Source organism: uncultured Roseibium sp. (genome assembly GCF_947496995.1).
Taxonomy (GTDB): Bacteria; Pseudomonadota; Alphaproteobacteria; order Rhizobiales; family Stappiaceae; genus Roseibium.
On the sequence record NZ_CANMFD010000001.1, the window covers coordinates 1,737,456 to 1,751,994 of the forward strand.

13 protein-coding genes and 1 tRNA gene are annotated in these 14,539 nt (G+C 61.3%); 8 read left to right on the top strand and 6 right to left on the bottom strand.

Annotation, left to right across the window (positions count from 1 at the left end):
- Positions 1–17 precede the first annotated feature (17 nt).
- The 5 genes from Q1B40_RS07740 to Q1B40_RS07760 all read left to right on the top strand — a co-directional run bounded on the left by Q1B40_RS07740 (position 18) and on the right by Q1B40_RS07760 (position 6,477).
- Positions 18–2,198: a flagellar hook-length control protein FliK gene (locus tag Q1B40_RS07740; protein WP_299812083.1), complete on the top strand. Its 2,181-nt coding sequence runs from the start codon at positions 18–20 to the stop codon at positions 2,196–2,198.
- A 13-nt stretch (positions 2,199–2,211) separates the two neighbouring features.
- A complete protein-coding gene (locus Q1B40_RS07745) occupies positions 2,212–2,517 on the top strand; it encodes an EscU/YscU/HrcU family type III secretion system export apparatus switch protein (RefSeq protein ID WP_299812085.1) in 306 nt (101 codons plus the stop codon).
- Positions 2,518–2,786: 269 nt separating this feature from the next.
- Positions 2,787–4,268 carry an Asp-tRNA(Asn)/Glu-tRNA(Gln) amidotransferase subunit GatB gene (gene gatB, locus Q1B40_RS07750; RefSeq protein WP_299812087.1) on the top strand — a complete coding sequence of 494 codons (1,482 nt, stop codon included), beginning with the start codon at positions 2,787–2,789 and terminating at the stop codon, positions 4,266–4,268.
- Between the two features lie 147 nt (positions 4,269–4,415).
- Entirely contained in the window at positions 4,416–5,957 is a 1,542-nt protein-coding gene (locus Q1B40_RS07755) for a glycosyltransferase family 39 protein (protein WP_299812089.1), read from the top strand.
- A gap of 55 nt (positions 5,958–6,012) precedes the next feature.
- On the top strand, positions 6,013–6,477 hold the full coding sequence (locus Q1B40_RS07760; RefSeq protein ID WP_299812091.1) for a GNAT family N-acetyltransferase: 465 nt from the start codon (positions 6,013–6,015) through the stop codon (positions 6,475–6,477).
- A gap of 50 nt (positions 6,478–6,527) precedes the next feature.
- On the opposite strand, the gene Q1B40_RS07765 is transcribed toward Q1B40_RS07760, so the two are convergent.
- Entirely contained in the window at positions 6,528–7,001 is a 474-nt protein-coding gene (locus Q1B40_RS07765; protein WP_299812092.1) for a DUF2147 domain-containing protein, read from the bottom strand.
- A 113-nt stretch (positions 7,002–7,114) separates the two neighbouring features.
- Positions 7,115–7,537, bottom strand: coding sequence for a DUF2147 domain-containing protein (locus tag Q1B40_RS07770; RefSeq protein ID WP_299812094.1), 423 nt, complete (start codon positions 7,535–7,537; stop codon positions 7,115–7,117).
- A 449-nt stretch (positions 7,538–7,986) separates the two neighbouring features.
- Between Q1B40_RS07770 and Q1B40_RS07775 the strand changes: the two genes are divergently transcribed.
- On the top strand, positions 7,987–8,256 hold the full coding sequence (locus tag Q1B40_RS07775) for a hypothetical protein (protein ID WP_299812096.1): 270 nt from the start codon (positions 7,987–7,989) through the stop codon (positions 8,254–8,256).
- A 112-nt stretch (positions 8,257–8,368) separates the two neighbouring features.
- On the opposite strand, the gene Q1B40_RS07780 is transcribed toward Q1B40_RS07775, so the two are convergent.
- Positions 8,369–9,106: a DUF930 domain-containing protein gene (locus tag Q1B40_RS07780; protein ID WP_299812098.1), complete on the bottom strand. Its 738-nt coding sequence runs from the start codon at positions 9,104–9,106 to the stop codon at positions 8,369–8,371.
- Positions 9,107–9,638: 532 nt separating this feature from the next.
- Between Q1B40_RS07780 and Q1B40_RS07785 the strand changes: the two genes are divergently transcribed.
- Positions 9,639–10,265 carry a hypothetical protein gene (locus tag Q1B40_RS07785; RefSeq protein ID WP_299812100.1) on the top strand — a complete coding sequence of 209 codons (627 nt, stop codon included), beginning with the start codon at positions 9,639–9,641 and terminating at the stop codon, positions 10,263–10,265.
- Here Q1B40_RS07785 and Q1B40_RS07790 read toward each other — a convergent pair.
- The gene (locus tag Q1B40_RS07790) at positions 10,186–10,698 is read right to left on the bottom strand and encodes a hypothetical protein (protein ID WP_299812102.1); all 513 of its coding nucleotides are present in this window, start codon (positions 10,696–10,698) and stop codon (positions 10,186–10,188) included. The genes Q1B40_RS07785 and Q1B40_RS07790 overlap by 80 nt on opposite strands.
- Before the next feature lie 803 nt (positions 10,699–11,501).
- On the opposite strand from Q1B40_RS07790, the gene Q1B40_RS07795 reads away from it, so the two are divergent.
- Positions 11,502–11,591: transfer RNA gene (locus tag Q1B40_RS07795), tRNA-Ser, on the top strand.
- Positions 11,592–11,804: 213 nt separating this feature from the next.
- Here Q1B40_RS07795 and Q1B40_RS07800 read toward each other — a convergent pair.
- Both Q1B40_RS07800 and Q1B40_RS07805 read right to left on the bottom strand, forming a co-directional pair.
- A complete protein-coding gene (locus Q1B40_RS07800; RefSeq protein WP_299812104.1) occupies positions 11,805–13,205 on the bottom strand; it encodes a sugar porter family MFS transporter in 1,401 nt (466 codons plus the stop codon).
- Positions 13,202–14,536, bottom strand: coding sequence for a sugar porter family MFS transporter (locus Q1B40_RS07805; protein WP_299812106.1), 1,335 nt, complete (start codon positions 14,534–14,536; stop codon positions 13,202–13,204). Before Q1B40_RS07805 ends, Q1B40_RS07800 begins: the two co-directional genes overlap by 4 nt.
- Between the last annotated feature and the right edge of the window lie 3 nt (positions 14,537–14,539).

Consider the following 14,539-nt stretch of genomic DNA (forward strand, 5'->3'; position numbering starts at 1 on the left):
CACCCGGGGACGGTGTGATGGTTGAAACGGTGACGGCGCTGCCGATAGCCCAGGGAGCCGCAGGCAGCGCTTCCACCCAGGGGCTGGAGCCGGGTACGGAAATAAAGGCAAGGGTGGAGGCAAACCTGCCCGGCGGAGTCATCCGGCTGGCAACGGCGGACGCCCGGATCGAGCTGCGTGCATCCGCTCCGCTTCCTCCGGGCGCGGATGTCACGGTCACGGTATCGGGCAGCAAGCAACTGCCGGAAATCCGCATCACGCTCGCCAATATTCCCGCCAAGGCTCCCCCGTCGGATCAGCTTCTCAAACCCCTGCCGGCAAATCAGCCCGCCGTGGCGGGGCAGACGTCTTCCGGGACTTCGTCATCGCTCGCAAACAATACGATCCTGCGCGCCGATCCGACCCTGACGCATCTGGTTCAGACCTTGTCCACTCCGGATAGTTCCGGGGGTGGCGGCTCCGTTGCCGCACGTCCCGCTCAACTGCCGGGCACCCAGCTGCCGCTTCCGGGCAGTCTGCAGGCTGTGGGGACGCCCCAGGTGGGAGCTGCATCGGGCAGCCAGCCACAGGCTCCGGCAGTGCCCGCGCCACAAGGCGCAGCCGTCCAGTCCGCGGCGGGAACTCCCACGCTCTCACCATCGGCGCCGGTGATATCCGGACAGGGCCCGGCAGCCCCTGCACCACCGGTTTCGGCTCAACCCCCTCAGGGATTGGTCTCCGGTGGACCGGCTGTCCCGGGTTCCGCAAATCCCGGGCTTTCTCCTGCCGCGGGGCAGGCGACAGGTCAGGTCAACGCCGGCGGGCAGGCTCCCGCCGGGACCCCGGCGCTGCCTCCAGCAGGTGCACAGGTCCCGCAAGGAGCTGCGGGAGCACCGCAAGTCGCCAACCCTCAGGCTCCAGCCGGCCAAACCGCTCTTCCGGGCCAGCCTGCTGCCGGGGCCACCGCTTCTGCCGCACCATCGGTCAGTGGCGCGACGCCGGGTGCCGGACAGACTGTGCAAGGCGGGACGGGAAGCCAGGGGACAGCGCCGGCCGCGGTGCAGCTTGCGTCGACATCCGGCGGAAGTCCGGCGCAACCGCCCGGTAGCGCGCCCGCGCCCGGAACCCAAGCAACGGCTCAGCCGGGTCTTCCGGCAGGGGCCGCCGTCAGGGGAGCACTGCCCGATACGCCGCTTTCCCGCGCCATTCCCGCGCAGCCTTATCCCGCCGCTGGCGGGCGCGCGGCGCAGGCCGCCCCGGCAGGAGAGGCTGTGCCGGCCGGGAGAAGCGCGCTTCAGCAGGCCGCCGCCATGGTGCGCCAGCCCCTGGCCGAGCAGCAAGCGAGCCTCGGAGGCATGTTCGCGCAAGTGGGGGCCCTGATGAGCGCTCAGGCGGCCGGAAAGGTCTCTCTCCCGGATACGGTGGCAAAGGCCATGCAGCAGATTCTCGGGCTGAGATTGAACCCGGCTACATCCGCAGGCAAGGACCTTCAACAGGCGGTGCGCCTGTCCGGCCAGTTCAGCGAGGCGCAGGCAATGCGGCCGGGTGGCGGCCCGCAACCTCTTCCGGATCTGAAGTCGGCGCTGTTGTCGCTCAAGACCTTGCTGCAGCAACTGGGCGCGGAGGCTCAGGTGACCCGTCCGGCGGGGCAACCGGCCGTTCCGTCCCGGCACGTTGCGCCACGAGGACAGGCACAGCAGGGCGCAAGCGGGTACTGGACCGGAAGCGCTCCGCAGAACCTTCAGGCCCTGCTTCAGGAGGTGGATTCCACACTTGCCCGGATGCGTTTGACGCAACTGGTCAATTCCGGCCTGGCCGGTGACGATCGTCCGCAGACGGCAGGCCGCCCCATGGATCTGGTCCTCGAACTCCCCCTTGCGCTTGGCCAGGAGACCGCCGTGATGCAGATGCAGATCGGCCGGGACGGCGGCGGCAAGGGCGATGAGGACGATGCTGAACCCGCATGGCGATTGCGGTTTGCCCTAGACCTGACGGCGACCGGCCCGCTCGAGGCGGCGATCAGCCTGCGCGGCGGCGGCACTTACACCAGTCTTTGGGTCGATCGCAGGGAAACCTTCGACAAATTGAACGCCCTTCGCGACACCATGGAGGCGGCTTTCGCGGACGCCGGTCTGGATCTGCAGGAACTCAGACTGATCCGCGGCCTGCCGCCCGCTACCGCCGCAAGATACGGCGCACTGATCGACCGGCAATCCTGACGGGGAAAAACGCGTGACGAAAAAAGACAGTCCCGGCAAGAAACTCGCCGTCGCCCTTCATTACGACAATGAGGGCACACCGCAGGTCACCGCCAAGGGTGAGGGCACGATTGCCGAACAGATCGAGGAGATCGCGCGCCAGGCCGGAGTTCCCATAGAAGAGAACCCGATGATGGCCGAGGCCCTGTCGCAGATCGAGATAGACCAGGAAATTCCGGTCGAGCTGTATCAGGCCGTGGCGGTCCTCATCGGCTTCATCATGCGCACGGGCAACGCGCCGCATCCGGCATCTCCTGACGAAGCGTCCGAAGCGGACTGAAATCGGCATGTGTTGTCCGAGGTTCCTTGAACCCTCGTGCGGAAGCCCGTAAAACTCGGCAAACCTGCTCATCCGGATAAGGAAAACCTTGCAGGCAGGGCAATTCCCGACTAGATCATCAGACCTCTGATCGGAAACGATCGGAGGGCGAAAAGTTGATCGATTTTAGAGTGCTAGAGCCTCACTCCGCTGAAAAAGCGCACCGCAGCAATACTTCCCCCGCTGCCGGAACAGGCGCAGGCAAGAATAGAACAGGATTTTTGACGAACATGACGCTTGTCGACGTACGCACACCCGATCCGAAGAAATTCATCAAGGGCGCGACCGGCGATTGGGAAATCGTGATCGGCATGGAAGTTCATGCCCAGGTGACGTCCCAGGCCAAGCTCTTTTCCGGTGCCTCGACCGAATTCGGCAAGGATCCGAACGATAATGTCAGCCTCGTGGATGCGGCCATGCCCGGCATGCTGCCGGTTATCAACGAGGAATGCGTGCGTCAGGCAATCCGTACCGGTCTTGGTCTGAAATCGGAGATAAACCTGAAATCCGTTTTCGACCGGAAGAACTATTTCTATCCGGACCTGCCGCAGGGCTACCAGATCTCCCAGTTCAAGCAGCCGATTGTCGGAGAGGGCAAGGTCCTGCTCGACATGCCGGACGAGCAGGTCGAGATCGGTGTCGAACGGCTGCATCTGGAGCAGGACGCCGGCAAGTCGCTGCACGACCAGCATCCGACCATGTCCTTCGTCGATCTGAACCGCTCGGGCGTCGCGCTGATGGAGATCGTTTCCAAGCCGGATCTCAGATGCGCGGACGAAGCCAGGGCCTATCTCACCAAGCTGCGCACCATCCTGCGCTACCTCGGCACCTGCGACGGCAACATGGACCAGGGTTCCATGCGGGCGGACGTCAACGTCTCCGTGCGCCGGCCGGGCGGTGCGTTCGGCACACGCTGCGAGATCAAGAACGTTAACTCCATCCGCTTCGTCGGACAGGCGATCGAATATGAAGCCCGCCGCCAGGTCGCGATCCTGGAAGATGGCGGCGAGATCGACCAGGAAACCCGTCTGTTCGACGCGGTAAAAGGCGAGACCCGCTCCATGCGCTCGAAGGAAGAAGCGCATGACTACCGCTATTTCCCGGATCCGGACCTGCTGCCGCTGGAATTCACGCAAGCCTATGTCGACGAACTCGCCAAACATCTGCCGGAACTGCCGGACGACAAGAAGGCCCGTTTCATCGGCGACTACGGCCTGACCGCCTATGATGCCGACATTCTGGTGGCCGAAAAGGCGTCCGCAGACTTCTTCGAGGATGTCGCAAAGGGCCGTGACGCCAAGCTTTCCGCCAACTGGGTGATCAACGAATTCTTCGGCCGCCTGAACAAGGAAGGCCAGGACCTTTCCGAAAGCCCGATTTCCGCCGATCAGCTCGGCGCGATCGTCGATCTCATCAAGGAAGGTGTCATTTCCGGCAAGATCGCCAAGGACCTCTTCGAGATCGTCTGGACCGAAGGCGGCGACCCGTCGAAAATCGTCGAAGAGCGCGGCATGAAGCAGGTGACTGACCTGGGCGCGATTGAGACCATCGTTGACGAGATCATCGCCGCCAATCCGGAAAAGGTCGAGCAGGCGAAAGACAAGCCCGGCCTTCTCGGCTGGTTCGTCGGCCAGGTGATGAAACAGTCCCAGGGCAAGGCCAACCCGCAGGCGGTGAACGACATGCTGAAGAAGAAGATCGGGCTCGACTAGGGTCTGATCGGCTTCATGCGAAGGAAAACGGCTCGGCTGATTTGGAAAACCGGATCAGTCTGCGTTCGAGCGGACGCAGGCTGATCTAGGAAACCTCCTGCAAATGCGCTAAACGGCTGGAAGACGTTTCAGCATGCTTCGGGGCTCATGACTTCCGCCGGACAGACCTTTCCCGCCAGAACGCCTTTTTACGCAACGCCTTTCGGTGTCTGGGGTATCGTTGCCGCGTGGGGCCTGGCGCATCTGCTTCTGCGCGCTCTGTCGACGCCTGTTCTGGGCACCGACGACATGTTCGAGAACGTGCTCGTCCAGACGCTGGAACCGGGCTACATGCTGCGCCAGCCGCCACTGTATGAGTGGCTGCTGTGGTCGGCCCAGCAGGTCTTCGGACCGACAGTGCAGGCCGCGCTTTCCGTAAAATACGGGCTGATCTCGCTTGCCGCACTGTTCCTGTTTCTGATCGCGCGCAAGGCAATCGCCGATCCGCGTCTTGCGGCCCTTTGTGTCTTCTCCTATTCGCTTTATTACCAATTTGGCTGGAACCTGCACGAAGGCGTCACCCATACGGTGGTGCTGACCGCCGCCTGCGCGGCGAGTGCCTTCTGGTTCGTCAAGGCTCTCGAGACGGGCAGGCTGGGCTTTTACCTTCTCCTCGGCCTCAGCGTCGGCGCCGGCCTGCTCGGCAAACATTCCTATCCTCTCTTCGTGCTGGCCCTGTTCCTGGCTGCCTTGAGCGATGGTCAATGGCGCTCGAGGCTGCGCCTTGCCGGACTTCTGCTTGTCCCACTGGCGGCCGCGCTCGTCTACAGCCCCTATGCGTGGTGGATCGCAAGCGAAGGCCTGACGCTGTTGTCTTCGGTATCCCAGACCATGGGCGTCACGGCGGAAACCTCGCATATCGCAAGGGCAGGCGAGGGGCTTGGCAAACTTGTCTTCGGGCTGATCGGCTTCTCCGTACCGCTGGTCCCACTGCTGCTGCTTGTCTTCTGGCCGCGCTATCTGGGTCGTAAACAACCGCTCCGGCCGCAGGTGAGCGATGTTGCCAGGCTGTGCGGGCGCACGGTTTTGTTCATGATCCTCCTGACGGCGCTGCTGATCTTCGTGACCGGCGCGACCTATGTGAAGGAACGGCACATGCACCCGCTGCTGCTCCTCCTGCCGGTCTATCTGTTCGCCGATCTCGAGCGGTTCGGCTTCCGCAGCCAGTGGCGCTGGCTCGGTGGCGTCGTGCTGGCCTTGGTGGCTGTCGCCTTTTTCGCCCGTGTGCCGGGCATTCTCGCTCCCGACCGGTTCTGGTGCGGCGGCAAATGCCGGCACATGAAGCCCTACGCGGACCTGCAAGCACCGCTCAGCGGCCTGGGGGCCGCAAATGCCACGCTGATTGCCGAAGACGGCTACACGGGTGGAAACCTGCGTGTGCTCTTCCCCGATGCCCGGGTCGTCACCAAGGCAATTCCGGCCAGAACCGAGCCGCGCGGCAAGTGTTTCTTTGTCTGGGAGGAGAGCGAGCACGAGCCGGGTGAGACGGCGGAAGTCCGTTTTGCGAGAAATGCGTTCTGGCTGGCGGAGGCGCCTGTTTCCGCGCGCTATCTGACCGGCTCCTGGCCGCATCTTTTGCGGCCACAGGGCTGGCGAACCACCTGGTGGGGCGTTGCGGAGCTTGATCCCTCCAGCCCGATATGCCGGTAGGGACCCGCGCCGGTCATTTTCAATCCAGCCTCAGGGCTTCAGAAGTCGGATCATCATGTCGAAGACAATCAGGATCGAAAAAGCCCGCCCCGAACATCTTCGCGAGATCGTTGCGGTCATCAATGCGGGCGCCACGAGCGTGCGCCGGGACAAGGAACATTCCAGCTGGCAGGCATACCGCCCAGCCTTCGACGCCCTGTGCGCCGCGCCGGAAGCCGACATCTATGTGGCCGTGAATGAGGACGAGGAGGTGATCGGCACCTTTCAGATCCATTTCCTCAAGGGGATCGCCTTCCAGGGCCGCCCGCGGGTGGAACTGGAGAGTGTGCATGTGCGCCAGGACCAGCGCGGAACCGGTGTCGGCCGCCTGATGATGGACAAGGCCGAGGAACTCGCCAGACAGGCGGATGCCTGTCTGCTGCAGCTCACGTCCAACCGGGAGCGCGAGGGTTCGCATCTCTTCTACAAACGCCTTGGCTACGACCAGAGTCATCTCGGCTACAAGAAGATGCTGGTCTGAGGGGAAGAAGGCTGTCGGCTGAATTCAGGCAGCCGCAACACCTGCGCGGTTCAGTTGACCTTCCGCCAGATCTCTTTCTCACAGACATTGAACACCACGCGCACACAGCCTTGGACTTCCAGTTCGGAGCCGCCGGTCCTGCGGATGGTGGCATTCGCGCTGAAACCGCGTCGCGGATCGTAGACGCGGCCGCTCCAGCTGTTGCTCTCCGGTTTCATGCGCCAGAGCACTGTCAGTCCGAGAACCTTGCGGTTGCGTTTGGAGGCGTCTTTGTTGTTGGCGTCACGCGTCGATTGGACCGTATGGCCACTCGGCGGCTTGAAATCGACGATCTTGCCGCAAGGGACCTTGCCGCAGTCGGTGATCCGGATCACCGCCCCTTCCGGTGTCCGCCATGTGCCAGTGATATCGGGAGCAGCCAAGGCGGTGCCGCCCGCGAACAGAACGCTCGAAATGACCAGGCTGGCCCGGACAAGTTTTCCGAGAGATCTGGTTTGCGAAAGATGAGACCTGAAAATATGCAAGAATTTACCCCGCCGCAGTGCTGGTGGAATTGCATGGCAATCTTTACCGGCAATTGCGACGGGGCGATGGCCAGATCGCGAGGATCTGGCGGTCAGACCTGAATGGTTGCGGTCTATTGGACGCGGGACCAGGTCTCCCCCTTGCAGATGAGCCCGCCCATGACGCAGCCTTCGAGTTTCAGCTTGTCCGCGCCTGTCAGCGCGATGAAACCGGTATAGGTCTTGCCGTCCTCGGCATTATAGACCTTGCCTTTCCACTGGCCGTCCTTGCCGGTCGGCTGCATCGATTGCACGATCTGCACCCCGAGCAGCGGCCTGCCGCGCTTTGCGGCATCCGGGTTTTTCGTATCCTTGCGGGGATCGCGAAGCCAGATCAGCTTGCCGCAGAGCGCACCGCCACACGGTGCAATCCTGATTTTTGATGCCCCGTTCGCACGCATCCAGTCGCCAGTGGCGTCTGCCGCAAGCGCAGGGCCCCCGGATGGTGCCATCAAGGCCGTCGCGATGACGACAGTGGTCAATAAGGATTTCAGCACGTTTTCCTCCCGATACGCTTAGTCTTACGTTTACGGAAAGGGAAGGTATAACTTTGCCATTTGACTGGAAACCCGTCTCCCTACGTCAGCACCGCAGTTTTTTTCTAGGAACCGTGCGGCCAGGCAGGAAGGAGCATAACGCCGCTGCCGCGATTGACGGAAAGCCGGCCATTTTTGTGAGCAAACGATTCCATGGTGAACAAAACCTTGATCCCATCTGTCGATTTTTCAGCTAATGCCACTGATTTATAAGGGAAAATCGAAATCACATGCTTACCGTAATGTGAATTTCAGACTTATTTAAATTTTTATTCTCATTACGTTAAACTTACATTTTAACCGGCTATTTAACCGTAACTGATCAAGTAGTTGTCAAGAAACGACAGGGAAAGCTTCGCAAAAGCTTGCGTTTCTAGGGAAGTCTTACAGAGATTGAAAAGGGGAGCATCATGGCTCGTTTTGAAATGCATTCGGCCGACATGGCCATCATGGGCGAAAAGCCTGTTACCGCCGACATCCTGTTCCAGATGGGTCTGGACAGCGCTTGCGGCCGGCACGGCAGCACCGATCTGGTTACCGCGCACAAGTGGTTCAACATCGCTGCCCTGAAAGGCAATGACGATGCCGCCCGCTACCGCAAGGAAATCTCCGGCGAAATGAGCCCAGCCGAGATTGCCGCAGCTCAGCGTTCGGCTCGTGAATGGCTTTCGATGCATTGAGGCCGGTCAAGGCTGCCTGCCTTACGGTTATTCCATTGCCCGACTTGTTCTGACGCAGCGGCTTTTCCCGCCGCGTCAGGATTGTGACTATTTCAGTGAAGCGTTTGACCGGTCAGTGGATCGGGGCAAGGCCGAGCTCGTCCCATTGCGCGCGGACGATCGGCGCGCCGAGCGCATATTCAAAAGCCGTGATCGCCGATCCGCTGCCATCCAGCTGGCATTTATAGGCGATTTCATACCAGATCCGATTGCTCCGCAGTGCAGCCGCCGGAGCAAACACCACGTTTTCTTTCCGGAACGAATTGCGCCGTGCATGCGGCATGAGCCGCGTCGGACGGAATTCGGGGAGCGTGTGGCGAACCTGTTCCATGGCCTCGAGCGCGCAAAGCTGCTCAATCCTGTCGTCTCCCGTCACCTGCGTCAGCGCCTGCCGGGCCTGTAACGATCGGGGATCCTTCAAGACATCGCTTGCGTAATATCCTGTCGCGGTTACCCAACCGGTGTCCGGCGTTTTTCCCTGCGGCACGCTCTCTGCCTCCGGATCGGCCGGAACCGTTTCCGTTCCTAAAGTGTCAGGCGTGAGGGCCGCTTGTTCGGCGGCTTCCGGCACTGCCGATGCTGCATTATCCGTTTCAGGGCTGCTCGACGCCGAAAGCTCCTCCGACGGGAGAAGGCGAGGCTCAACGACGATTTCCACCGTCATCGGTTCGGGTGCTGAGGGAATGGACAGCTCTCGTACCGCCTGGCTGGCCAGAACTGCGAAGACGAAAACATGCAGCCAGATCGCGCACAGCCAGGGGAAGCGGTCGGCGATCAGATGGTTGATATTTGCGCGCTCTGCAAATTCCATCGATGCCCCCCTGTATCCGGCAGTTCCCTGTATATCCCAGGCCGAACACTGTGTCGGTTTTATGGTTCACAGACCCTTGAACGTCCGGCGGATGCATCCTGCGGTCCTTGCAAGTGGTGGCTGGTTGACCCCGCCGCCGGCCAGCGTCAGCTTGAACAAGGTATGCCCGGTCGCCGATTCGAACGCTGACCGGCCATCTGCCGATGCTCTCCTCGTGGCCGGAGCATCGGTCCCGGTCACCACGCCCGTTGCCCTCGCGGCAAGGTGGATCAGTTCAAATTATTCCGGTTCCGCAGAGCAAATTGAAATGATTTTGTAGCCGGAATGGCGGCGCGGGACGCCTTAGGTGTGCTTTCCACAGGGGGCTCGGGTTGGAAATATATCTTTGTGATTTTTAAACGCCCGCAATTATACCAATCTGTGACATAAAAATTCGAAGGGACTTTCCTTGGGGCCGGAAGACATTGCAACGTTGATAAATGCCTATTCCGCGTGTCGTTCGCGGCTGCTGGCACTTGGTTGCTCTGTTCGGGTGCTCAACGATTTCGAGGAAGTGGGCCCGCTGCTGACGAACGCCGGCAAGGATGTCACGCCGTTTTTTCAAAGCCGCTTCTTCGACTTCAACAAGCATAACGGGTTCTGTCACGTGGCTCTGGCCGACGGCGAACCGGTTTCGTTTTACTGCAGCCAGCTCTTCGACACGGGGGGCATGGACTACCTGAACTATCACCGGATGCAGCTTGCGCGCATCTATGGCAGCGAGTTCCCGGTCGACCCGTCCTGGGAATGTCCGCCGATGCTGAAGATCAAGGGGAAAGTGATCTATTCCGGCGATGCGTTGAACGTCCCGGGATACGCCTCGGCGCGAAAGTCCCTCGAACGTCTGGCGCTCATCTCCAGGATGAACCTCTATCTGGGCTTCGTGACCTGGCGGGCGGCTATTGCCAGCGTCGGGCTGGCGCGGGCCGACAGGGTGGGCAAGTCCTTGGGCGAGGTCTACGGCGCGCTACACACCTACCCCTATGCGACCAGGTGGCTCAATCTTCCGCCGGACAGACGCCAGGATGACATGTTCCTGTTCAATTCCGCCAGAGATGTTCTTTATCTTGCAAGAATTGAAGTTCGTGAAACTGTGTCAGCGTCGGAAGCGTCAGATTGACGAGCACCGGGCTGGGCGCACCCAGCCAGAGACGGTCGATAAGCCGGTAATAGCTGACCGGGATACCCTTGAGGGCACCGGGCGGAGTGACTTCCATTTCCACCAGTTCGCAAACGCGGTGACCCTGGGCAGCCCTTGCAAAGCCCCCGGCTACGGCGGCATCGAACCGCGGATCCTGGTTGCGGATCGCGGACGCGAAATCGGCGCCGAACTGTCCGGCCATCACATCCTGGATGTAGCTGCCCTTGCCCACATAGCCGATTTTGGGGATGTGGTCCCCATCCGCACGCGGGGAGGTGAAGACCACACGGTCGAACAGTGGCATGCCGGGGCGCAGAACACCGGACGTGTGTTTGAGGAACGCGTCGAGTTCCTGAATATGCTGCCCTGACAGGCCTTTCATGTTGGCCGGGTCGATGTGTTTGATGTGCACTTATATACCCTCCGCATTCTGCAGAAGTTTTGTTGTTATCTGAAACCGCCCGCGGAACCCGTTGTCCGCGTCACGATTGGTAGTCCACCGGCCGGCTTTACACCCGCGTGCGCCGGGCAGGGAAGGGGAGAAAGCTCTCGTCAAGAGAGCCTGCTTCTCCAATCCGTCTGCGAAGACACGCACAGCTTTGTCATGAAAGGTCGGCAGATGCATGAGATCAGCAAGCCTTCCTCAGAGTTTCGGGCATCTGCAAAGGGGCAGGCAGGGTAATATTCATCCGGAACGTTTCGTTTTCATCTGGGAGCCTGCGCCCTGGTCTTCAGCATGCCGCCCGGCTCGCCGCGAGGTTTGACGAACACTTCCCGCCGCTCCGCGATGCCGGTGTGATTTCATCCACCTTGCGTTAATGTACCAATGAATTGGTTTATCAATGGTTCCATCCGTCAGCCGCTTGCCGGCGCTGCTTCGTATTACTCGCCACACTCGCAAGCTCGCGAACCCGCGCAACAGCAATGTTCCGTTGTTATACCGTCAACCCGATTGCCCCCGAGTGGTGCATGCCTTCCGTGACAAGCATGTGAAAATTGCCTTTTTGTGTGGGATCTGTCCCGGCGGATCTTCCAACACCGTAAACGGAGCCCCCACAAAACTGTCCTGATTTTAGCTAAAAGCCGGTCTGTATTCCTGTCCCGGCGGCTGCGCGATCCCATGAGAACGCAGGTGCCCACCCGGCGTGGAAAACAGCCGCCTGCGGCCAAAAAGGGCTTGCGTCCCAAAGCGTCCGCCTCTAAACGGAACGAACCGGAGAGGTGGCCGAGTGGTCGAAGGCGCTCCCCTGCTAAGGGAGTAGGCCCGGAAGGGTCTCGAGGGTTCGAATCCCTTCCTCTCCGCCATCTTTTTTCCGGTGTGAATGGCTTTTTGCCGCCAGCCTTCTGCGGGCAATAGTCCAGTCGTCCGCCGGACCTTTCTCCAAGACATCAGTTCCCACCGCATTCGGAAAACGCAAAGCCTGCACGACGGTCGTCGGTGCGTTCCTTGCCGAATACGATCAGGATCGCTTTCTACCGGCAATTCAACGTCGTTAGGCCGGAAGGAACCGCCAGCCCTCACTTGAGGGAGGAGCTGGCATCCTGAGCGGGCGCATGTCCCTGGTTTGCATCGCCCAACTGGCGCAGGGGAATTCCGGCGATGACGTTGCTTTCGATTGTCGCGAGGTTTCTGGATTTGGTTTCCGGCAACCAGACAAGCGAAATGACCAGCGAGCAGACACAGACCGCCGCGAAGATCAGGAAGACGCCGTCGAGCCCGATGGAGGAAACACCGGTCAGGAAGACGAAGGCAATCAGCGCGTTGAACAGCCAGCTGGTGGCCGACGCCACCGAGATCCCGGTTTCCCGGATGGTCGAGGGAACCAGTTCGGACATGAGGACATAGGGCAGGGGGCCGAGGCTGACGGCAAAGGCGCCGATGTAGACGCACAGGGCGATCAGGCCGAGGATGGGCAGGGACCAGACCTGGGCGGCGACAACGCCCAGAAGGCCGATGACCATGACGAGGGATCCGAAGATGGCAAGCGGCCTGCGCCCCAGCCTGTCGACCGTTGCGATGGCGACGACAGTTGCGATCAGATTGATCAGGCCGAGACCGAAAGTGGCGCCGAGGGCGGCCGTTCCCGGCGAGAAGCCCAGGTCGACGAAGATTGCGGGAGCATAATAAAGAATTCCGTCGATGCCGCTCAGGTTCTGCAGAATGAACAAGCCGCAGCACAAGGTCAGAACTGCAGGGGTCGACCCGATGCGCAGTGTTTTCCAGAGGGACAACGTCGGACGTGCGGCCCCTTCTGCAACGGGAACCCGTTCAAGGCCAAGCGACGCGGAAACGGCTTCCGCTTCGGCGTTTCGCCCGACCCTCGCAAGCCACACCGGGCTTTCCGGCACCATCAGCAGCGCGGCAAATCCCGCCACGGCGATCACGATACCCAGGCCGATGCCATGGGCCCATGCAGCGGGGTCCTCTATCAGGAGCGGGACGGTATAGGCGGCCAGTATCCCCATGGTGACGGCAAGCTGGAACAGGGAGACGACGCTTCCGCGGAAGCGGGCCGGTGTCGCTTCGCCCGCGTACATCGGTCCTGCCATGGAAGACAAGCCGACGGACAGGCCGATCAGGACGCGCGCGGCGATCAGTCCGGGCAGGTCGGGATGGGTGAGGGTGAGGCCATATCCGGCTGCGGCCAGCCCGAAGGCTGTCAGCAGCGTGATCCGTCGCCCGAATGCCCGCGCCAGGGGGCCGGCGGCGATCGCTCCCAGAAAGCAGCAGAACACCAGCGAAACGGTCACATATTCCTTGCCCCCGGTGCCGAGGGAGAATTCGCGGCCGATTTCGTCCAGCCATCCTGCAATGCTGGCCGTGCTGTAACCGAACAGCAGGCCTGCGCAAATCGTCAGGAAGGACACGCGGCCTACCGCAAGGTAGAGCCGCGTGCCGGTGACTTGAGTGAGCGTCATGCCGCGACAGGACTGTGGCGCATTTCGATCTCTTCAAGACTGACGCCCTTGGTTTCAGGGGCGTAGAACCAGGAGAAAATCGCTCCGAGGGTGCAGAAAATTCCGAACAGGGCGAAGGTCGCCACCGCGCCGAAATGCGCCAGAACCACCGGGAAAGAAAACACCACGATGAAGTTGCAGCTCCAGTTCGCGACCGAGGCCATGGCCATGCCCCGGCTGCGCAGCGCCAGCGGGAACAATTCGGACATGTACAGCCACGGCAACGGCCCAAGACTGACCGCGAAGAAGGCGATATAGGCGAACAGACCGGCCAGGGCCAGCGGCGCCAGCTCAGGCTTGTCGGCCTGCATGGCGTAGGCGATCACCACAAGGCTGAGCGCGGTGCCGATGAAGCCGAGGATAAGAAGGGGGCGGCGACCAAAACGGTCGACGACGAACATGGCGACGATCGTCATCAGCACGTTCACCACGCCGATGCCGACGGTCGCGGCCAACTGGGTGCTGGAACCGTCGAAACCGGCATGTTTCATGATGATCGGAGCATAATAGATGACGGCATTGATGCCGCTGACCTGCTGGAAAACAAAGGCAGCGATGGTGAAAATCACCAGCGGACGGACGTTTTCGGTCAGGAATGCGCTCCAGCCCGGTTCGGCGACCCCGGACGCTTGCGTGCGCTCGATTTCAGTGACGACATGAGTGGCTTCTTCCTTGGACAGATGGGGCTGAACAAGGCCGATAACCTTGATTGCCTTGTCATGTGAACCGTTCATGGCCAGCCAGCGGGGGCTCTCGGGCGACAGGGCTATTCCGATCAGCGACACAAGTGCAGGCACCGCACCGAGCGCCAGCATCCACCGCCACGCGCCAAGGGGTTCAAGAACCAGATCCAGAAGATAGGACGAAAGAATGCCGACCGTGATCATCAGCTGAAAGGCCGAAACCACCGCGCCCCTGTATTTCGCCGGGGCGAGCTCGGCCAGGAACATCGGGGCCGCCAGGGCGGATGCCCCGATGGCGACACCCAGCATCAGACGTGCGCCGACAAGAAATTCCAGACCCGTGGCCAGACCGGCCGCGACCGCGCCGATTGCGAACAGGACCGAGCACAGTATCAGCACCTTGCGCCGCCCAAGACTGTCGGCATACATCGCCGCCAGGATAGCTCCGGCGACAGCCCCCAAGGGGACCGCGGCCGTCATGAAGCCTTCACCGGTCGCCGAGATGTCGAAGGTCTTGGTGATCAGGGGCAGGGCTCCGGCAATCACGCCTTCATCGAAGCCGAACAGCAGGCCGAACAGCGCGGCCAGGGAAACCAATCGTAACAGCATTCA